The sequence below is a fragment of the Burkholderia sp. BCC1985 genome, assembly GCF_905339915.1.
GTDB lineage: Bacteria > Pseudomonadota > Gammaproteobacteria > Burkholderiales > Burkholderiaceae > Burkholderia.
Genome location: NZ_CAJPGY010000032.1, coordinates 1 through 18946 on the forward strand (window position 1 = coordinate 1; position 18946 = coordinate 18946).

At 61.2% G+C, this 18946-nt stretch carries 21 protein-coding genes; 10 read left to right on the top strand and 11 right to left on the bottom strand.

Going from position 1 to position 18946, the window contains the following annotated elements:
• Window positions 1-391: DUF2827 family protein (locus U4Z31_RS26720; protein ID WP_321811862.1), on the top strand; the 391-nt coding region annotated here is incomplete at its 5' end.
• A 133-nt stretch (window positions 392-524) separates the two neighbouring features.
• On the opposite strand, the gene U4Z31_RS26725 is transcribed toward U4Z31_RS26720, so the two are convergent.
• The 3 genes from U4Z31_RS26725 to U4Z31_RS26735 all read right to left on the bottom strand — a co-directional run bounded on the left by U4Z31_RS26725 (window position 525) and on the right by U4Z31_RS26735 (window position 2489).
• Window positions 525-1208 carry a response regulator transcription factor gene (locus U4Z31_RS26725; protein WP_321811863.1) on the bottom strand — a complete coding sequence of 228 codons (684 nt, stop codon included), beginning with the start codon at window positions 1206-1208 and terminating at the stop codon, window positions 525-527.
• A gap of 169 nt (window positions 1209-1377) precedes the next feature.
• Complete coding sequence (locus tag U4Z31_RS26730) at window positions 1378-1674, bottom strand: H-NS histone family protein (protein ID WP_321811864.1); 297 nt, start codon at window positions 1672-1674, stop codon at window positions 1378-1380.
• A 188-nt stretch (window positions 1675-1862) separates the two neighbouring features.
• Entirely contained in the window at window positions 1863-2489 is a 627-nt protein-coding gene (locus U4Z31_RS26735) for a LysE family translocator (protein WP_321811865.1), read from the bottom strand.
• Between the two features lie 728 nt (window positions 2490-3217).
• Between U4Z31_RS26735 and U4Z31_RS26740 the strand changes: the two genes are divergently transcribed.
• On the top strand, window positions 3218-3901 hold the full coding sequence (locus U4Z31_RS26740) for a response regulator transcription factor (RefSeq protein ID WP_321811866.1): 684 nt from the start codon (window positions 3218-3220) through the stop codon (window positions 3899-3901).
• 33 nt (window positions 3902-3934) lie between these two features.
• Here U4Z31_RS26740 and U4Z31_RS26745 read toward each other — a convergent pair whose 3' ends face one another.
• The 4 genes from U4Z31_RS26745 to aspA all read right to left on the bottom strand — a co-directional run bounded on the left by U4Z31_RS26745 (window position 3935) and on the right by aspA (window position 6942).
• Entirely contained in the window at window positions 3935-4396 is a 462-nt protein-coding gene (locus U4Z31_RS26745; protein ID WP_124634060.1) for an Lrp/AsnC family transcriptional regulator, read from the bottom strand.
• Between the two features lie 95 nt (window positions 4397-4491).
• Window positions 4492-5169: an HAD family hydrolase gene (locus tag U4Z31_RS26750; protein ID WP_321811867.1), complete on the bottom strand. Its 678-nt coding sequence runs from the start codon at window positions 5167-5169 to the stop codon at window positions 4492-4494.
• Window positions 5170-5204: 35 nt separating this feature from the next.
• On the bottom strand, window positions 5205-5375 hold the full coding sequence (locus tag U4Z31_RS26755; RefSeq protein ID WP_321811868.1) for a hypothetical protein: 171 nt from the start codon (window positions 5373-5375) through the stop codon (window positions 5205-5207).
• 136 nt (window positions 5376-5511) lie between these two features.
• Entirely contained in the window at window positions 5512-6942 is a 1431-nt protein-coding gene (gene aspA / locus U4Z31_RS26760) for an aspartate ammonia-lyase (RefSeq protein ID WP_321811869.1), read from the bottom strand.
• A gap of 11 nt (window positions 6943-6953) precedes the next feature.
• On the opposite strand from aspA, the gene U4Z31_RS26765 reads away from it, so the two are divergent.
• The 8 genes from U4Z31_RS26765 to U4Z31_RS26800 all read left to right on the top strand — a co-directional run bounded on the left by U4Z31_RS26765 (window position 6954) and on the right by U4Z31_RS26800 (window position 13219).
• Window positions 6954-7265 carry a hypothetical protein gene (locus U4Z31_RS26765; RefSeq protein ID WP_321811870.1) on the top strand — a complete coding sequence of 104 codons (312 nt, stop codon included), beginning with the start codon at window positions 6954-6956 and terminating at the stop codon, window positions 7263-7265.
• 59 nt (window positions 7266-7324) lie between these two features.
• Window positions 7325-7876: a cupin domain-containing protein gene (locus U4Z31_RS26770; protein WP_321811871.1), complete on the top strand. Its 552-nt coding sequence runs from the start codon at window positions 7325-7327 to the stop codon at window positions 7874-7876.
• A gap of 14 nt (window positions 7877-7890) precedes the next feature.
• Complete coding sequence (locus U4Z31_RS26775) at window positions 7891-8652, top strand: alpha/beta hydrolase (RefSeq protein ID WP_321811872.1); 762 nt, start codon at window positions 7891-7893, stop codon at window positions 8650-8652.
• Window positions 8649-9521 (top strand): aspartate dehydrogenase, encoded by an 873-nt coding sequence (locus U4Z31_RS26780; protein ID WP_321811873.1) that lies wholly within the window; start codon window positions 8649-8651, stop codon window positions 9519-9521. Before U4Z31_RS26775 ends, U4Z31_RS26780 begins: the two co-directional genes overlap by 4 nt.
• A gap of 11 nt (window positions 9522-9532) precedes the next feature.
• Window positions 9533-10285: an SDR family oxidoreductase gene (locus U4Z31_RS26785; RefSeq protein WP_060344069.1), complete on the top strand. Its 753-nt coding sequence runs from the start codon at window positions 9533-9535 to the stop codon at window positions 10283-10285.
• A 15-nt stretch (window positions 10286-10300) separates the two neighbouring features.
• On the top strand, window positions 10301-10885 hold the full coding sequence (locus U4Z31_RS26790) for an NIPSNAP family protein (RefSeq protein WP_321811874.1): 585 nt from the start codon (window positions 10301-10303) through the stop codon (window positions 10883-10885).
• 119 nt (window positions 10886-11004) lie between these two features.
• Window positions 11005-12057 carry a glycosyltransferase family 4 protein gene (locus U4Z31_RS26795; RefSeq protein ID WP_321811875.1) on the top strand — a complete coding sequence of 351 codons (1053 nt, stop codon included), beginning with the start codon at window positions 11005-11007 and terminating at the stop codon, window positions 12055-12057.
• A gap of 58 nt (window positions 12058-12115) precedes the next feature.
• The gene (locus tag U4Z31_RS26800) at window positions 12116-13219 is read left to right on the top strand and encodes an MFS transporter (RefSeq protein ID WP_321811927.1); all 1104 of its coding nucleotides are present in this window, start codon (window positions 12116-12118) and stop codon (window positions 13217-13219) included.
• A 44-nt stretch (window positions 13220-13263) separates the two neighbouring features.
• Here the strand turns inward: U4Z31_RS26800 and U4Z31_RS26805 are convergent, their stop codons facing one another.
• The 4 genes from U4Z31_RS26805 to U4Z31_RS26820 all read right to left on the bottom strand — a co-directional run bounded on the left by U4Z31_RS26805 (window position 13264) and on the right by U4Z31_RS26820 (window position 18890).
• On the bottom strand, window positions 13264-14412 hold the full coding sequence (locus U4Z31_RS26805) for a branched-chain amino acid ABC transporter substrate-binding protein (RefSeq protein WP_321811876.1): 1149 nt from the start codon (window positions 14410-14412) through the stop codon (window positions 13264-13266).
• Between the two features lie 103 nt (window positions 14413-14515).
• A complete protein-coding gene (locus U4Z31_RS26810; protein WP_321811877.1) occupies window positions 14516-15643 on the bottom strand; it encodes a porin in 1128 nt (375 codons plus the stop codon).
• 198 nt (window positions 15644-15841) lie between these two features.
• Window positions 15842-17221, bottom strand: coding sequence for a cytosine permease (locus U4Z31_RS26815; RefSeq protein ID WP_321811878.1), 1380 nt, complete (start codon window positions 17219-17221; stop codon window positions 15842-15844).
• A gap of 451 nt (window positions 17222-17672) precedes the next feature.
• Entirely contained in the window at window positions 17673-18890 is a 1218-nt protein-coding gene (locus tag U4Z31_RS26820; RefSeq protein WP_321811879.1) for a LacI family DNA-binding transcriptional regulator, read from the bottom strand.
• Window positions 18891-18946: the final 56 nt, after the last annotated feature.

Genomic DNA, 18946 nt, shown 5'->3' on the forward strand with positions numbered 1-18946 from the left:
CCATTTCGCGAATAGTCTCGACATCGTGAACCACGGGATCACGACGTTCGAAAGCCGCTACGCGGTGTACGAGTTCATGGCCGCCTACGGCGACGTGGTGGTGTCGCACACGTGGGAGAACGCGCAGAACTACCTGTACTACGAACTGCTGTACGGCGACTATCCGCTGATCCACAACTCGCCATTCCTCGGCAAGGCCGGGTACTTCTATCCGGACTTCGACTGCCAGGCCGGCGGCCGCGCGCTGCTGCGGGCATTTGCCGAACACGACGCGAATCTGGATGCATACCGCGAGCAATCGAAGCACGTGCTCGACTCGGTCAGCATCTACAACCCTGAGAACGTCGCCGCGTATTCCGGCGCGATTGCGTCGCTCTATTGCGACGCATGACGCGCCAGCCCTTCTCAGGGGCTGGCGCCTGACCGACTACGGGCCGTACACGTCGCTCAACCGGATCCCATGACGACCGGCAGCATGCCGCTCGAGCCTGGGCATGCGGGACGGGAAGAACGTCGGGGGAGGCTCAGGCTTTTTCGAGCCGGTATCCAATCGTATAGACCGATTTCAGCACCACCCCGTTCTTTGCCGACAAAGCAAGTTTGCTGCGCACCCGGTAGACGTGTGTGTCGAGCGAGCGCGACAGCATATCGCCCGACTTACCCCAAATCAGTTTGATCAGATAGTCGCGAGGCACGACATGGCCGACGCTCCGGAACAGCGCCGATGCAATATCGAATTCCTTCTGGGTCAGGGCGATCTTCTCGCCCTTGAAGTAGATGGATTTGCCGTTGTTGTCCACCATGTAATCGCCAACCACGATCGTCTCCGGCTGCTCGTCGCCGGCATGAACCCGTCGTGCCAGCGCGTTGATCCGCGCAATCAGTTCGCTCGAACCGACGGGCTTCACGACGTAGTCGTCAGCGCCGGCGTTCAGGGCTTCAGCGATATGCTGCTCGAATGGCCGGTTGGTCAGGAACAGGACAAGAATCTTGCGGCCGAGATTGGCTTGGATCCAGTGCAGTACGTCGAGCCCGGAAATGATCGGCACGACCCAGTCGAGAATGACCAGATCAAACACCGATTTTTCGAGAAAGCGCACGGCGCGCGCACCATCGCTGGCAAAGTGCACGTCGTGCCCGTGCCGGTGCAATATATCAAGAACGAAATCCGCGTGAGCGATATCGTCCTCGAGTATAAGGATCTTCATTATGCGAACTGTTGCTCGAGTGGAAAATCACCCGCATTCGTTCTTGCAAGAAAACGCGTCGATCTATCGTTGACCGGCGCTTTCCCGAAAATGACGTCCCCTCGTCTGGCAGAGGGTGAAGCGCCTCTCGTATCGGGTTGCGGGTTGATGCGTGTGCGGTGTGGATGAATTACTGTTCGTCGGGAAGTCTATCGATCAGAAATTCCTTCCAGTCACGACCTCTAAGCCATAGCGGCTCTCGTCCGACGCCACTCCAGGTGCGCCCCGTTTTGGGATCGAAGTATTTGGCCTTTCGCTTTCTTGTTCTTTTGTCGGTGTTCGGAAAGATATCTTCCGGCGTGAGCTCGAATGACTCAACGCATTCCCGGATTTCAGCGATCACGAAATCGACTATCCGGCGTCTCTCCTGAAGCAGCTCCTCTTCAAGTTGCGCCTTTTTCTTTAGGTATGGTTTATAGGACTCCATGGTTGAAAATGAGCGATAAATTCTAATTGGCACAAAGGTCTACACGATAACCAATGTTTCGAAATTCATTGTGAACAAATGTCACACGTAGGGGTGAAATCGATTGCATAGTCTTTTACCGGCCGCGCATGCGCGCTGCTGCGCATCTCGAACTGGTCGTACTCCAACGTATGGAGTACGACCTGCACTCATTGACGCTCGAGTGCGAGCTTGATGCCCAGCGCCAGCAGGACGACACCGCTCGTTCGGTGTATCCGGATCAGGATGCGAGGATTGCGTCTGATCGAGGCCGACAGCAGGCCGGCGAACAGCGCGACCGGCCCCTTGACCAGAAACGTCAGGCTGGCGAACGTCACGCCCAATATGAAAAGAGACAACATCGGCCGCGTCGAATCAGTGGGGACGAATTGCGGCAGAAAGGCGAGGTAGAACAGCACGATCTTCGGATTCGACACGTTGGACAGCGCGCCTTGCATGAAGGTACGCAGCGCCGATGCCGGTACACCTTTGCTACCCGACAACGACAGCTCGCCCGACGAGCGCAGAAGCATCACGCCGAGGTACAGCAGGTACAGCGCACCGGCGAGCTTCAGCAATGTATAGAGCCATGCGGATGCCTTAAGAAGTGCGCCCACGCCGAGCGTCGCGAGCATCGTATGCACGATCAGTCCGACGCTGACGCCGGCTGCGGTAACAATGCCTGCGCGGGTTCCGCCCGACAGTGTCCGCGACATCACCAGAACCATGTCTTGGCCCGGGGTAAGAATGATCAGAAGGGAGGTGGCGATGAACGGCAACCATGACAGATGCAACATGAGATATCTCCCCTTGGAGAAGATGGTCTGACGAGGGCCGCGCTGCGTGCTGCGTGTGGCAGGCGGATGGCTCAGTGGATTATCTCGATCTTCCCGTAGAGATTGGATGCGTGTTTCGCTACAACTATTGTCAACTTTGGATTATTTGGCTACGACTGAGTCATACGAAGGAAATTGAACTAATGCGGTTCCGGGGTTCCAAGCGTTTCATTGGCCGCGCGACCACGGTATGTGTGCCGAGGCGAAGGCCCACCGACAAGATACGAGCAGGCGCTTGACCGGCCGAGGGCGGTCCGGTTGATCGGCGTCCATTTGTCTGATTAAAGTGCCTTCGATCGCGCGACAGTGCATCTTTCGATCGATTTCGTAGCGTGTTGGAGCATTTCACTACTGAATCGGGGTTTCGAGGCGATCAACTCCAACTTGGGTGTATTGATTGACCATATTTGCATCCAATTTCTACCGGGGAAGAGGAATAATCTCGCCATCGATCGGCCAATTGAAAATGCCTGAGGCTGATTTAAATCAAGCGGGCTCTCGAATCGCTTAATCGATTCACACCAATTTTCGCTTTATCTCGGACGAATAATATTATTCGCGCCGCAGGATGGCGCGCGCAGGCGATCGCGAGCGTGATTAAAGGAAGGCATTTAATCGAGATATGTCTTGATTACCGGAGTGTGCATCTTTCGGGGTGCACGCGGATGCCATTGAAACTGATTGATTCGATGAAGATACTGCTACTCGAAGACGATGCCGCGATGTCGGATTTTGTCGATCTGACATTGGGCCGGCATGGATGCCACGTCGAAGTTTGCCGGGACGGGGCGTCCGCGGTACGAAAACTCGAAAAGTCGATATTCGATCTGGTTATTCTCGACTGGGCGGCTCCGCTTATGTCGGGGATGGACGTTCTGAAGTGGATTCGACGAAATATCGGTGACAACCTGCCGGTTTTGTTCCTGACCAATCGGATATTCGAGCAATGTGTCGCAGAGGCGTTGAACGCCGGAGCCGACGACTACATTCTCAAACCGATCGGTCCGGAGGTCCTCCTGGCACGGGTGAGGTCGAACACGCGCCGAACCAGGCCTGGACGCGACATTCCGGGTCTGGTCGAGGTTGGGAACTATATTCTCGACGAAAAGGTAAAGAGTGTTTACTTGAAGGGCGTCAAGATTCCGTTGACCGACAAGGAATTCGGGCTCGCTGCCATTTTGTTCAAGAATTTTGGGCGCGCAGTCCCGCGCGATCATCTTTTCAAAATTCTCTGGGGAAAGAGCGAAGACAGGTACTCGCGGTCGCTGGATACTCACGTCTATCGCATCAGGAGCAAACTTGCACTCCGCGCCGAGAACGGCATTTCGCTGAAATCCGTCTATACGGTCGGCTATCGACTTGAAGCAGTTTGATTCTTTTGCGTGAACCGACGGGCTCCCTGAGTATCACCCGATCGGCAGGCGAGTCGTATGCTTGATTTGCCTGAGCGGAATCTCGGTCTGGACGTTCCGCACGCCGTCGATTTTCGTGAGTGTCTCCATCTGGAAGCGCTGGTAGTCATCGAGATCCTTCGCGATGATGCGCAGCAGATAGTCGTAGCTGCCGGCCATCAAATGGCACTCGAGCACCTCCGGTGCTTTTTCTATTTCACGTGCGAAGCGCTCTACCGTGGTTTTGTCCTGACGATCCAGCGTAATCCGCACAAACGTTGAAAACTTCAGGTCAATCGCCGCGGGATTGAGCAGCGCGACGTATCCATTGATGACGCCGTGCTCCTCGAGGAGGTGGACGCGGCGCAAGCAAGGCGTGGGCGAGAGCCCCGCCTGCTGCGCGAGCTCCGCATTTGTCTGGTTCGAATTCTGTTGCAACGCACGCAGAATGCGTTTGTCGATCGCATCGAGCTTCATTGGTGTGTATGGCTACGTTGGCCGCATGAATTGGATGATAGCGCCAGATTCGCCAGCGTGTCGGGCAAATTCATGACAGATTGCGGTTCTGGCCTTCATTGCTGCGATGTGCCACGACAGGCGCGATTCAAAGCCTCCAGGTTCTCGAAAACCGTGACGTCCGGCGGAAACGGATTGGGCTCACTGGCCGCGACGATGCCGATGAACGGCATGCCGAGCTGCTCGGCGGCCCGCAACTCGGTTGTCGAGTCGCCGATGGCCAGCACCTGCTTCGGAAGCCAGGGGCCGGATTCCATTATCGCGGTGAACGCTTTTCTCTTCGTGGTCGGAGCGCCGACGATGGTCTCGAAATAGCGATCGAAACCGCGTTGCGCCGTGATCGCGACCAGGTCGTGATGCGATGTCCCCGACACGAGATGCAGCGGCAAATGTCCGGACATGCGCTCCAGGAACGCACGTGCACCAGGAAGCTCCGCGCACGATGCGACGCGCGCCATCAGTAGCGTGCTGTACCGATCCGCGAGGGTCGCGACTGTGGCACTGTTGGATTCTCGGCCGAAGATCGCGCGCTCGAAATACCGGAACTTCTCCACGCGACCGACGCCGCCGTGCAGCGCCTGATAGGCGAGGATCGCTTGCTTCTGACTTTCGTCGAGCGAGCCGTCGTAGCATTCGACGAACAGGTCCGCCTTGAGCCGGACGGAGTCTAGGATGACGCCGTCGAAATCGAAGGCGATCGCTTTTATTTGTTCCGAAACGATGAGGTTGTGCAACTTGACCTCCGGTAGTGTTCGCCGCGATCGACGGGTCAATCGCCGCGTGAGAAGTAGCAGTACGCGGCCACGACAAGCATGACCGCGATCAGGCCAAGCAATCCCAGCCCGACGAGGGTGAGATAGCGCACCGGTATCGCCTGCGCCAGCAGGTCGTACCAGGAAAACGAGGCAGCGACGAAGCGATCAAGCACGATGGTCGGCATCCAAGGCGGATTTCAGTCGAACAGGGCGGCAACTCGTTTCCGGAAACGGAGCGTGTTGCACGTTGCGCCACGAACCTGTGCGGTCCAATCGCGACCGGCGCGGTGGACCTTGGTACGATCCCGCCTGGATGTTCGCTCAACGGTTGAGCTGAATACGAACCTGGCTCGCCGGTTCAGTGAGCACTTCGGGGCGAAGAATTGCCGCCAGCTCGTCAGCGCTCAACAACGCGCGCTCGAGCACGATGTCGGACACGCTTCTCCCCGATTCCAGCGCGAGCCGCGCGACCTCGGTGGCATTCGCATAGCCGATATACGGATTCAACGCCGTCACGATGCCGATCGACCGTTGCACGCTGTCGAGCAGATGGTCACGGTTTGCCGTGATACCGACGACGCAGCGTCGGGTCAGCGTCTCGCAGCCGGCCTTCAGATGCACCAGGCTCTTGAACAGGCTGTGCGCGATGATCGGCTCGAATGCGTTGAGTTGCAGCTGTCCGCCTTCCGCCGCGAGCGTGATCGTGATGTCGTTGCCGATCACCTCGAAGGCGATCTGGTTCACGACTTCCGGAATCACGGGATTGACCTTGCCCGGCATGATGCTCGAGCCGGCTTGACGCGACGGCAGGTTGATTTCGCCGAGCCCGGCGCGCGGGCCGGACGACAGCAGGCGCAAATCGTTGCAGACCTTCGAAAGCTTCACCGCGACACGTTTCAGTACGCCCGACAGCTGCACGAACGCGCCGACGTCCTGGGTCGCTTCGATCAGGTTCGACGCTGTCACGAAGTCGAGCCCGGTGATCGCATTCAGGTGCCGGCACACGATGGCCGCATAGTCGGGATGCGCGGTGATGCCGGTCCCGATCGCAGTCGCGCCGAGATTGATTTCCCGCAGCAGGGCGGCCGCTTCGGTCAGGCGTGCTTCATCCTCGGCGAGCATCACTGCGTACGACGCGAATTCCTGACCGAGCGTCATCGGAACCGCATCCTGCAACTGGGTGCGGCCCATTTTCAGCACCGTCGCGAATTCCGTTGCCTTCGCGTCGAAAGCGGTACGCAGTTCCGCCATCGCTGCAACCAGGTCGACAATGAGCCGTTGAAGCGCGAGCTTGATCGCCGTGGGGTATACGTCGTTCGTGCTCTGACTCATGTTGACGTCTTCGTTGGGATGCAGGAACGCATACTCACCACGGCTATGCCCGGCAATCTCCAGAGCGAGGTTCGCGATGACTTCGTTCGCGTTCATGTTCGTCGACGTGCCGGCTCCGCCTTGAATCACATCGATCGGGAACTGGTCGTGCAACGCGCCCTCGCGGATTTCCTCGCAAGCTTCGACGATCCAGCCCGCCTTGTCTCGAGGCAGCAGGCCGAGGTCGGCATTGGCCTGCGCGGCCGCGCTCTTGATTTCGGCGAGGGCTCGTACCAGTGCGGCATAGCTCCCGACCGCGATGCCGCTGATCGGAAAGTTGTCGATCGCGCGCACCGTATGGATGCCGTAGTAGGCGCTGGCCGGAACGGGGAGGTCGCCAAGCAGGTCATGCTCGATGCGGGTATCAGCAAAGACGTTCATGTATTCCTCAGTTGAAAGTGAAATCTTTTTCAGTAACGCCCGCCAAGCGCCGATTGCGTCTCCCGGTGCGTGCGGTGTACTCGAAACGGCAACCAGACGCCGCTTCCAGCGAATTCGTCGCGGCGACGCGGCTTGATCAAAATCATAGTCGAATGACGCAAAAAATGAAATCCTTTACATCGGTTGTGAATCTCGCTACGATGCAGACATCGGCTCAAAGTCAGGGCTTCGGTGGCTGGTTTCGCTGGATTGGCGTGTGCCTGAGCGGTGAGGCAGGCGCCAATGGCGAGAAAAATGGCCTGGATAATGTAATCGATTACTAGGGTTTCTCCGGGGCAGCCGCATGGTTGACCTGCAAGCCCGCTTTCAGATGAGGTGACAAATGAATCATCCGGCAGCAACAGCTACGCAAGACACGAAGGACGCAATCCAGGAAGCTGCGCGTGCAGGCGGCAAGTACATGGTCGTGACGCCCGATGGCGAGGAAAGCTACTGGCAGCCGCAGCCGGCCAACGGCCATGCGTCGGTGCATGTCGCGCCGCACCTCGTGCCGATGGACGTGAAGTTCTCGGCCGGCACGCAGACGTTGCCGCCGGGCGGGGTCGTGCGCAAGCATTCGCACGATGCGAATGAGGAAGTGCTGCACTTCATCTCGGGCTCGGGCAAGGCGATTCTGGACGGCGAAGAGTATCGCCTGGGTGCAGGCACGACGCTGTTCCTCGGCAAGCTGCGCACGCATACGTTCATCAACGACGGTGATGCCGACCTGCACTGGGCATGGTTCTTCGTTCCGTCGGGCCTCGAGACGTTCTTCCGCGATATCGGCCGTACGCGTCAGCCGGGCGAGCCGACCCCCGAGCCGTTCGATCGGCCGGAGAACGTGGCCGAAATCGAGGCGCGTACCGTCTTCACGACGGGTGCGGGCAAGCAGTGAATGCGGCGAGCACGATGAGCGCCGTTCATTACGAAAGCCAGGGTGACGGCCGCGCGGTGGTGCTGATCGCGGGGCTCGGTGGCCTCGGTGCGTTCTGGAAGCCGGTCGTGCCGCTGCTCGCGCGACATTTCCGGGTGCTCACGTTCGATCACCCGGGCGTCGGCCGCAGTGCACCGCCGGCGGTGCAAACCATTCCGACGATTGCCGCTGCGGTGCTCGACGTGCTTGACCGGGAATCGATCGGTGTGACTCACATCGTCGGTCATTCGACCGGCAGCCTCGTCGCGCAGACGCTTGGCCTCGATCACCCGGATCGCTGCGACAGGATCGTGCTAAGTGGCGGATGGGCGAAGCCGGATCGGCGGTTTCGCGATCTGTTCGCGTTCCGCCGCTATCTGCTGGAGCAGGTCGGGCCGTCCGCGTATGCGGCGCTGTCGAAGCTCGGTGGCTATGACGGGCAATGGTATGACCGACATCTCGCGGCAGACACGTCGCCCGATTTCGATGCCGCGATGGCGATGGATGTCGAAACGGTGGTGAGCCGGATCGGCATGCTGCTTGCGTACGAACGCGCGGACGAACTCGCGCGCTTCGAGCAGGACGTCCTCGTTGTCGGTGCGGAGGACGATTTCATCGTCCCGTTCTACAACTCGGTCGATCTTGCGGAACGAATCCCCCGCAGCCAGCTGGAAAAGGTCGATGGCGGGCATTTCTTTCCGCAGGTCGCGCCCGATGAATTCGCGATGCTCGTATGGTCATTTCTGGAGCGCATATGAATCACGTTTCTGCCCATGAGGGCGCCACGACAGTGGCGAGTTCGACGGGGCGTTCCCCGGCGTCGAATCCGCACGCGGAACGCATCGCCGTCATCGGCATGGGTGCGATGGGGCGCCGCGTCGTCGCATCGCTTCGCGCGGGTACGCATGGTGATCTGCCCGTCGCCGGCTTTGATCCGCACGGCGACGCCGAGCTGCTCAAGCGCGACCTGAACGTCGAGCTGTTTTCGACCGTCGATGAACTGCTCGCGTGGAAGCCGACGGTCGTCGTCGAATGTGCGGGCCACCAAGCTGTCGAGCACGTCGTCGCGCACTGCCTCGAGCACGGCGTCGATGCGATCGTCGCGTCGGTCGGCGCGCTGTCGTCCGAGTCGCTGCGCGCGAAGCTTCACGATGCGCAACTTAGCGGCCAGTCGGAATTGACCGTGGTGTCGGGTGCGATCGGCGGTCTCGACGCGCTCAGTGCCGCCCGCGGCAGTGGCCTTCAATCGGTCCGCTACATCGGCCGCAAGCCGCCGCGCGCGTGGGTCGGTTCACCGGCCGAAGCGCAATTCGACCTGGCCGCCATCACCGAGCCAACGGTGATCTTCGAGGGTAGTGCCGCCGAGTCGGCACGGCTTTACCCGAAGAACGCGAACGTGACGGCTGCGGTTGCGCTCGCCGGCGTCGGCTTCGAGAACACCGTAGTCACGATGATGGCCGATCCGGGCGTCGACAAGAACGTACACGAGGTTGAAGCGACGGGGCCGTTCGGCAGGCTCGTCATTCGGCTGGAAAACAACCCGTTGCCCGACAACCCGCGGACGTCGTGGCTGGCGGCATTGAGTATCGAGGACGCAATTCTGCGGCGTCTTCAGCACGTGATCTGAGTGAGGATGAAATGCGACTGAAAGGAAAAATTGCGCTGGTTACGGGCGCTGCGGCAGGCATCGGTGCGGCGACGGCCGAACGCTTCGTGAAGGAAGGCGCGCGTGTCGTGCTCGCCGACCGTGATTATGACGGCGCGCGCAAGGTGGCCGACGAGATCGGCGACAACGCATTCCCCGTGCAGGTCGACGTGACGAGTTCACAGCAGGTGAAGGAAATGATCCAGTCGACGCTCGATCGCTTCGACGGCCTCGATATTCTCGTGAACAACGCGGGCCTCGGCACGCGCGGCAGCGTCGTGACGATCGAGGAGGACGAGTGGGACCGCCTGATCGACGTCAACCTGAAGAGCGTGTATCTCGTATCGAAATATGCGATTCCGCAGATGGTCAAGCGCGGCGGCGGGTCGATCGTAAACCTCGCATCGACGGTGTCGGTGGCAGGGATCCCCGATCGCGCCGCCTACGTGGCGGCCAAGGGCGGCGTGGCTGCACTGACCCGTGCGATGGCGCTTGACCACGCGGAGGAGAACATTCGCGTGAACAGCGTGGCGCCTGGCGTGACGTGGTCCAACTATTACGAAAAGATGCTGAAGGAAGTGCCGGATCCGGAAGGTTTCGTCGCGGCGCTGAAGGCGCGCGCGCCGGTGAACCGCTACGCAACGCCGGAAGAGATCTCCACCGCGATCCTCTACCTGGCATCGGACGAAGCGTCGTTCGTCACCGGTTCGATGATCACGGTCGACGGCGGCTATACGGCCCGCTGATCATCGGAGGTACGGATGGTTCACGAACTTCGCGAGTACGTGATCGAACGCGATCAGGCACCGGATTATTTCGCGCTGTTCTGCGACGTCGGCATGCCGATCCGCCGCAGCGAATATGGGCAGCTCGTCGGCAACTGGATGGTCGACGGAGACACGATCCGCTTCCTGCACCTGTGGTCGTATGCGTCGCTGGAAGACCGCGCGGAGAAGCGCGCCGCGCTCGGCAAGGTGCCCGAATGGACCGGTGCTTTCCTGCCCGGCGCAGTGGCGCGTGTGTCCTCGCAGTTCATCACGATCTTGAATCCGGTGGCCGGCGCGGTTGCGGAGGGCGGTGCGCATTCGCTCGCGCACGGGCCGCGTGTTCTACATGCGCTGCGCTGCAAACTCGGCAAGGCGGCGCAGGTCGCCGCCGCGCTGGCGCGGGCGCACACCGACGCGGATGGCGTGTGGATCGCGGAGTTTCCCGATCCGAACACGGTGTACTTGCTGAACCGCGGCGAGGCACCGCTCGACGACCCGGTGGAACTCGCCGAGCTCGGTGTATTGAAGGCAACGTCTACCCCGATCGACGCTGGCCCGTACCGATCGCCGCTCGATTGACCGGCATCTCCAGACGAATGGCGCCGGGGAAAGCCATTCATGTGTGAGGCCCTCGGCCTCCTTGGCGCAGCCGCAATGCCGCTGCGCCTTTTTTATTGAACCCGAATTTTGCCATCATCATGCGTATTGCACAGATTGCCCCTCTTCATGAAGCCGTGCCGCCGAAGCTGTACGGCGGCACCGAACGCGTCGTTTCCTATCTGACGGACGCATTGGTCCAGCTCGGCCACGACGTGACGCTGTTCGCGAGTGGCGACTCGATCACGGATGCGACATTGCGCGCATGCTGGCCGACGGCGCTTCGTCTGGACCCGACGATCCGCGATCCGATCGCGCCGCATTTCCTGATGCTGGAGCAGGTGAGGGCCGTCGCCCATGAGTTCGACATCCTCCATTTCCACCTGGACTATCTGCCGTTTTCGCTGTTCAGCGACCTTGGCGTACCGTTTGTGACGACGCTGCATGGTCGGCTCGACCTGCCAGAAATCCATCCAGTATTCGCGCAACATCCCGATACACCGCTCGTATCGATCTCCGACGCGCAACGCCTGCCGATGCCGCACGCGGGGTGGACCGCGACCGTCCAGCATGGGCTGCCGAACAGGCTGCTGACCCCACAAGCCGATGGCGACGGCGACTATCTCGCGTTTCTCGGACGAATTTGTCCGGAGAAGGGCGTCGATGCGGCGATCCGCATTGCCACGGAAGCCGGCTTGCCGCTGAAGATCGCGGCGAAGGTCGACAAGGCGGATGTCGCTTACTTTGAGCGAGAGATCGAACCGTTGCTGCAGCAGGCGAATGTCGAGTTCATCGGCGAGATCAACGAACGGCAAAAGCCCGAATTCCTGTCCAACGCCCGCGCGATGCTGTTGCCGATCGACTGGCCCGAGCCGTTCGGGCTGGTCATGATCGAGGCGATGGCGTGCGGAACGCCGACGATCGCATTCCGTCGCGGCTCGGTTCCCGAAGTCATCGACGACGGCGTGACGGGCTATGTCGTGGATACGGTCGCGCAGGCCGTCGACGCAGTTGAGCGGTCGAAGACGCTGTCGCGCAGCACCATTCGCCGCGTGTTCGAGCAGCGCTTCGATGCGCGGCGCATGGCGAACGACTATGTCGACGTGTATCGCGAGATCATCGGTGCGCGTGTTCCCGAGGTGCATCTTGTATAGCGCCGGCGACGCGGAGCCGTCCGCTGCGGTTGACCGAAAGCCAACTGTCGGCAACGGTATCGCGGCCACCCGTGCGGCATTCTTCGTCGCGGGCATGAGCGTCGCCGCATGGGCCCCGCTCGTGCCGTATGCGAAGGAGCGGCTCGGCGTGGACGACGCGAAGCTGGGGTTCCTGCTGCTGTGCCTCGGGATCGGCTCGATCGGATGCATGCCGTTGTGCCAGCGCCTGGTCGGGCGCTACGGTTGCCGACGCATGATCGGCGTGGGTACGGCGATGATCGCGATTGCATTGCCTCTGCTCGCGGTGATGTCGAGCATGGGCGCGATGGCGGCCGCATTGTTGTTGTTCGGCGCGGGCATGGGGATGATCGACGTCACGATGAACATTCACGCGATGCTGGTCGAACGCGATACGCGGCGGCGCCTGATGTCGGGGTTTCATGGTCTGTTCAGCGTGGGGGGCATCGCGGGCTCGATGGCCGGCGGCGCGCTGCTGTCGGCCGGCGCACCGCCGATCGCGGTTGCGCTTGCCGTGTCGGCGGTGGCAGTCGCTCTGATCGCGTTCTACGGCCGACGTCTACGGGCGGACGGGGGCGGCGGCAGTGGTACCCGGTTCGTACTGCCGCAGGGTATCGTCGTTGTCATGGGTGCGATCGCGCTCTGCGTGTTCCTGGTGGAAGGTGCGATGCTCGACTGGAGCGCGCTGTTCCTCACGACCGTGAAGCAGTACGAGCAGGTACGTGCGGGATTCGGCTACACCGTGTTCGCCATTGCGATGACGAGTGGCCGGCTGCTCGGCGACGGGCTCGCTCACCGGTTCGGGGCGCAAGCGATGATCGTGGCGGGCGGGATCATCGGTGCGCTGGGGCTCGTCGTGGCAATTGCCGCGCCGTCGGGTGTCGGTGCGATCGTCGGCTTCGGACTCACCGGTATCGGCTGCGCGAACGTCGTGCCGCTGCTGTTCGCGGCAGCCGGCCGTCAGCGCGCGATGGAACCGTCCGCCGCGATCACCGCGCTGACGACGCTCGGATATGGCGGCAACCTGGCGGGACCGGCGGCGGTCGGGTTTTTCGCGCACGCGCTGGGACTGGGTGCGGCATTCGCGTTGCTGGCGGTGCTGCTGTTGGCGGCCGGCATGGCTGGGTTGAAAGTGGCGCGCTGATCGGTTGCTGTTGCATCCGCGCCGAACGAGCAGCGCGGCGTCGATTACATATGAACCGTCTCGACCGGAACGAGTTTTCCGCTCTTGACCGTATAGAGCGTGACCACCGGATCCTTGATATCGCCGCGATCGCTATACGCAAACCGCCCGGTCACGCCGACATAGTCGGCCTTCGGTAACGCGGCGAGCACGGCGGAGTGATCGATCGACCCGCTGCGTCGCATCGCGTCCGCGACCAGGTAGACGGCGTCGTAAAAGAACGGCGCGAGAAACTTCACCGGCGTGCCGTAGCGCGCTTCATACGTACGTTCGAATGCGGCACCGCGCGGCAGCTTCTCGAGCGGCGTGCCGACACTCGAGCACACGACGTTTTCCGCAGCCTTGTCCGCGAGGCTGATCATCGTCGGGGTACAGATGCCGTCGCCGCCGAGAATCGGCAATGCGAGGCCGAGCGTACGTGCCTGCTTCGCAAGCGGGCCAGCCGTGGCGTCCATCCCGCCGAACATGATGGCGTCGGCGCGCTCCGACTTGATGCGGGTCAGCACCGCGCGAAAGTCGATCGACTTGTCGCTGACGGTCTCGCGGCTCACGATCTCAAGGCCAAGCGCCTCCGCCTTTTTCGAGAACTCGTCGGCGAGCCCCTGGCCGAATGCGCTGGCGTCGTCCACGACGACGACGCGTCGCGCGTGCAGGCGCCTGGTCGCATATTGCGCGAGCGCCGGCCCTTGGCTCGCATCGGTCGCCGTCAGTCGAAACGACGTCTTGTAGCCCTGTGCGGTATACGCGGGATTCGACGCACTGGAGAGCAGCGCGATCTGCGCGTTGCTGTATACGCGCGACGCGGGGATGGCGACGCCGGAGTTCATGTGACCGACGACCGCGACGACGCCGAGGTCGACGAGCTGCTGAGCGACCACGGTGCCCGTGCGTGGGTCGCCCGCGTCGTCCTCCGACACGAGTTCGAGGCGGACCGGTTTTCCGCCAACCTTGAATCCCTTCGCGTTGATCTCTTCCACCGCGAGACGGGCGCCGTTTTCATTGTCCTTGCCGAGATGTGCCTGCGCGCCGGTGAGCGGCGACGCGAAGCCGAGCTTCACGACGGTAGTCGCGGCACCTGGATCCTGCGCGTGAGCGGGGGAGGTGATGCAGGCGGTAGCATTCAGAGCCACGTACATGGCGACGATTCGGTTCATGTCGTTCCTGCGAGTCTGGTTCATGGGCGACGTGCTGAAGCGAGCCCGGCCGCGGCATGCACGGATCTATCCAGGCATCCCGCGGCCGGGCGCACGGTAACGATCAGAACTTGTGGCGCATGCCGACGATGCCGATCACCTGCGAACCGGCGCCTGCATCGATATCGAACGAGCCGATCACGGCCTGCGCGGCGCCGAGCCCGTTCTGTCCATTCGCATGGGTGTAGCCGATCGTCGCATAGACGTCCGTGCGCTTGCTCAGCAGGTAGTCGACACCCAGGTTGACCTGATGATACTTCGCGGACGAATCGCCGTTCGACTTCGTGTAGTTGTAGCCGGCGACCGCGACAAAGAACGGCGACACCTGCCAGTTCGCGAATACGGAGCCGTTGTGATATTTCTCGGACCGGCTGAAGGTCGACGAAGCATCCGGCGAATATTCGGAGAAGCTGTAGGCCGCGCCGACCGTTACCGGGCCGATCGCGTACTGGCCGCCGGCGCGTGCGATGCTGACCGAGCGGGCCGATGCATACGCGGCGTTGACCGAGCTGTTGAAGAACGTATCGGCCGACGATACGCCGCGCGTCGATGCGGCCGCATTGCCGTTGTCGACGTGCAGGTAGCCGGCGCCGAGCGAGAGCGGCCCCTGGCTGTAGCTGATCGCGCCGGAATAGGTCTGGCCCGAACCGACGGAACCCGCGACACCGCCGAACCCGTACATCGCCGACAGCGTGAACCCGCCCCACACGGGGCTCGTCCATTTCACCGCGTTATTGAAGCGAACGCTGCTGTCGTAGTTGTCGACATCGCCGGGCGTCGCGAAGAAGCCGCTGTATGCATCGGCCGTGTACGGCTGGAGCAGGTCGCTGACCGGATCGTACTGGCGACCGAGCGTGACCGAGCCGAACTGCGTGCTCGTCAGCCCGACGAATGCTTGGCGACCGAACATCCGGCCGCCCTGCTGGAGCTGGCCGGACCCGATGTCGAAGCCGTTCTCAAGTGTGAAGACGGCGCTCAGGCCGCCGCCGAGATCTTCGGTGCCCTTGAGGCCCCACTGGCTGCCGGACAGGTTGCCGGAGGACATCTTCCATTGCGAATGCTGGCCGCCACTGTTGTGGACATAGGCGATGCCCGTATCGACGATGCCGTAAAGCGTGACGGAGCTCTGCGCGCTGGCTGCAGCGGAAAGTGTGCACAGTGCGGCGGCCGCGATCAGATGGATCTTGTTCATTGTCTCACTCACGTTCTGGTTTTGTCGTGGAAAATCGCAGGATCCGATCGTCATGATATTTATTCGTATACCTAATGATATACATGAGTCAATGCCAGGACTGAAGCATGATCCTGCCGGTGAATCGATGCAATGCGCAGCGGATGAAGGACGCGCGGTCGCGCGTCCCGATTCAGTGCGGCGTTGCGCGGTGGCCGGTCACTGAACCGCCGACGCGCGGTTCGGCAGCAGCGACAGTCCGCGATTGCGGTTGACGAAGTAGTAGAGCGCGCCGGGGACGAGCAGGCTGGGGATCCAGCTGACGTCCGCGCCGATGATGCGTGCGAAGTAGCTGTGATAGAACGACATGTCCATGAACGGGATCTGCACGGCGACCGCCACGATGAAGATCACGAGCGTGCTGATGTTGTATTTGCCATAGATACCGTCCTCGTTGTACATGTCGGGCACGCTGTATTGGCCCTTGCGGATCAGGTAGTAGTCGACGAGGTTGATCGAGCTCCAGGGCACCAGTACGTAGATCTGCGCGACGAGAATGTCGGAGAAGTAGTCGTTGAAGTGGTATTGCGTGCCGATCGCGATTGCCGTTGCAATGACGGCGATGAGCGCCATGATTACGAACTTCATCGATTTGCTGACACGCGCCATGCCCTTGAAACCGGTGAAGATCGTCGTGGTCGACATGTACGCGCTGTACAGGTTCAGCACATTGATCTCGAGCACGCCGAGCACGATGATCACGAGCGCGGGACGCCCCCAGCCGCCGAACAGGCTGGCGAGACCGGTGCCCGGATCCTTCGTGACGTCCGCGATGCCGGCGGCGAGCACCGCGCCGAGAATCATCACGAGCGTCGAGCCGAGCGCGTTGCCGATGTAGCTGTACCAGAACGTCTGCTTCGTCGAGATGTTCTTCGGCAGATAGCGCGAGTAGTCGGCGACATACGGACCGAAACCGAGCGTCCACGACGCGGCCTGTGCAACCACCAGCATGAACGCGCTATTGATGTAGCCATGGTTCGCGGCGGCCGCCGCGGCATGCGGGGGCAGCGGATGCTGGTACACGAGGAACGCGGCGGCCGCGAAGATCAGCCCGGACAGCGCGGACATGTACGCACCCATCCGGTGAATCAGCTCGTAGCCGATGTAGCTGATGATCAGAGTCAGCACGCCGAACAGGGTGATGGCTTCGTTGTCGCTCATCGGGTAGATCGCCTTGATCGAGTCGCGCATGACGACACCGTTGGCGGCGGTGAACAGTATGTAAGACAGCACGACGATGAACAGCGGGATGCCGGCGCCGAGTACCCCGAACTGCGCGCGGCTCTGGATCATCTGCGGAATACCCAGGTGAGGACCTTGCGCCGAGTGGCCGGCCATGAAGATGGTGCCGATGAGGTTGCCGAGAATCAGGCCGATGATGGTCCAGAACACGCTCAGGCCGGCTGCGACGCCAAGCGTGCCGACCACGAGCGTGGTGACCTGCATGTTGGCGCTGAACCAGATCGTAAAGAGCCGGCTCGGTTTCCCGTAGCGTTCATTCTCCGGAATGAACTCAATGCTTCTGTTTTCGATATCCATCGCTTCCTCACAGGGGTAAAGGTTGCTCCGCGGAATCCGGACCGCTGGTCCTGTTCCTCGGGCATTCGGCGCTTCGATGACGTCCGGCCGGGTCGTCGTTTTTGCTGTAGCTCGGCCTGTAATGTAATCCTTTACAGCCGTGGATCAATGCGGGTCTTCCCTATTTTGAAATGAGTGACCCCCGTAAAACCTCGTGATAATGAGAGTGGCGGCGATCTGTTGGTTCGAGCGGGCAGATGGAGAATCTTCTGAAGGCGGGTGTTTTTTGGATGATTAGGTAAAGGATTACAATTAGCTTCGAGGTGGCGTCACGATGTTGGGGGCAGCGGAGGGTGATGCGGAGAGCGGGGGATGGGGCAAGTCGCGTTAGCCGGGCGGCAGCTGGGTGCTCGGTCGAGCACGGGTTCCGGCGAACGGAGGGAGGCGAGGTCGGGCGTGCGCCCGACCGGACTTATCGCCCCTCGTGCGTGGTTTGAGCGAGTTTGTCGAACTGCTCGCGACGGGCCGTGCTCGTCGATTCTCGCACGACAAGGTTCGTTTCGAGGCGAACCGGCATGATCTTGCGCTGATCTGCGAGAGCGCTGATCAGTGCTTGGGCCGAATGCTCGCCCATGTCGCGCGCGGGAACCGAAATCGTCGTGAGTGCCGGTGTGAAGACGGTTGCATAGTCGTCGTTGTCGAACCCCGAAATCGAGAGATCTTCCGGCACGCGTATGCCGATTCGACGGCATTCGGCGATGGCACTCAGTGCGAACGTATCGCTGTTGCAGACGACGGCGGTCGTCTCCGGAAATTCGCCGAAGATCTGGCGCATGGCTTCGGCGCCGCGGAAGACCGCGGAGCCGTAGCTCTTCTCGATGACGTGGCATCCGTCGGTAATGCCATGGGCGGCCAGGGTTTCCTCGAATGCCTGGATGCGTGACTGCTGCCTGTCATTGCCGTGAACGGGGCCGGCGATCATGACCATGCGCCGATGGCCGAGCCGGATCAGGAATTCGACCATCTGCTTCGTCGCGCTGTAGTTGTCGAAGCCGATCGAGGGGAAGTGCTCGTCATTCGTATACGAATACGTCGTCACGCAGGGAATCTGCTTTTCGAGCAGATACGCGCGCAGTGCCGGATCGTCGACGCGGCCGACCATCAGCAGCGCTTCCGCGCCACGCTCGACGAGCGCGCGAACCTTGTCGAACATCCGCGAATTGTCGAAGCCGGTCGTCAACACGAACACGCTGTATCCGGCCGCGGTGATGCGCTCTTCGAAGCCGTCGACGAGGCGCGCAAAGAACGAATAATCGAGTGTCGGAATGACCGCGCCGATGATGTGCGTTTTCTGCAGTCGCAGTGCCTTGGCGGACGGATTGGGCGTATAGCCCATCTTACGCGCGATGGAGATCACCTTTTCGCGTGCTTCCTCGCGCACGAGATGGGGGAGGTTGAACGCGCGCGACACGGTCGCGACGGACACGCCCGCCGCCTTGGCGACGTCCGTGACATTGACCTTCTGGGGCCGCTGTTTCGCTGGTTTGTTCATGTTGATTGCGCTCGAAATGGAGCGATAGGGGGCGCGAGCGAGTTCGCAGATGCGCGCTGTGAGCAAATTTGCGGACCGGGCTAGAAAACGATTACTTTCTGATGCGTCGGCGGACCAGCCGCGACATCCTGAGTTCATCCAAATAATCTCATTGTTATCAATGGCTTGCGATGATGCATTTGGAGGGAGTGCCA

Excerpts from the sequence above, each read along its gene's own strand:
- U4Z31_RS26725 (WP_321811863.1), bottom strand. The coding sequence starts at position 1,208 with ATGAAGATCCTTATACTCGAGGACGATATCGCTCACGCGGATTTCGTT.
- U4Z31_RS26730 (WP_321811864.1), bottom strand. The coding sequence starts at position 1,674 with ATGGAGTCCTATAAACCATACCTAAAGAAAAAGGCGCAACTTGAAGAG.
- U4Z31_RS26735 (WP_321811865.1), bottom strand. The coding sequence starts at position 2,489 with ATGTTGCATCTGTCATGGTTGCCGTTCATCGCCACCTCCCTTCTGATC.
- U4Z31_RS26740 (WP_321811866.1), top strand. The coding sequence starts at position 3,218 with ATGAAGATACTGCTACTCGAAGACGATGCCGCGATGTCGGATTTTGTC.
- U4Z31_RS26745 (WP_124634060.1), bottom strand. The coding sequence starts at position 4,396 with ATGAAGCTCGATGCGATCGACAAACGCATTCTGCGTGCGTTGCAACAG.
- U4Z31_RS26755 (WP_321811868.1), bottom strand. The coding sequence starts at position 5,375 with ATGCCGACCATCGTGCTTGATCGCTTCGTCGCTGCCTCGTTTTCCTGG.
- aspA (WP_321811869.1), bottom strand. The coding sequence starts at position 6,942 with ATGAACGTCTTTGCTGATACCCGCATCGAGCATGACCTGCTTGGCGAC.
- U4Z31_RS26770 (WP_321811871.1), top strand. The coding sequence starts at position 7,325 with ATGAATCATCCGGCAGCAACAGCTACGCAAGACACGAAGGACGCAATC.
- U4Z31_RS26775 (WP_321811872.1), top strand. The coding sequence starts at position 7,891 with ATGAGCGCCGTTCATTACGAAAGCCAGGGTGACGGCCGCGCGGTGGTG.
- U4Z31_RS26780 (WP_321811873.1), top strand. The coding sequence starts at position 8,649 with ATGAATCACGTTTCTGCCCATGAGGGCGCCACGACAGTGGCGAGTTCG.
- U4Z31_RS26785 (WP_060344069.1), top strand. The coding sequence starts at position 9,533 with ATGCGACTGAAAGGAAAAATTGCGCTGGTTACGGGCGCTGCGGCAGGC.
- U4Z31_RS26790 (WP_321811874.1), top strand. The coding sequence starts at position 10,301 with ATGGTTCACGAACTTCGCGAGTACGTGATCGAACGCGATCAGGCACCG.
- U4Z31_RS26795 (WP_321811875.1), top strand. The coding sequence starts at position 11,005 with ATGCGTATTGCACAGATTGCCCCTCTTCATGAAGCCGTGCCGCCGAAG.
- U4Z31_RS26805 (WP_321811876.1), bottom strand. The coding sequence starts at position 14,412 with ATGAACCGAATCGTCGCCATGTACGTGGCTCTGAATGCTACCGCCTGC.
- U4Z31_RS26810 (WP_321811877.1), bottom strand. The coding sequence starts at position 15,643 with ATGAACAAGATCCATCTGATCGCGGCCGCCGCACTGTGCACACTTTCC.
- U4Z31_RS26815 (WP_321811878.1), bottom strand. The coding sequence starts at position 17,221 with ATGGATATCGAAAACAGAAGCATTGAGTTCATTCCGGAGAATGAACGC.
- U4Z31_RS26820 (WP_321811879.1), bottom strand. The coding sequence starts at position 18,890 with ATGAACTCAGGATGTCGCGGCTGGTCCGCCGACGCATCAGAAAGTAAT.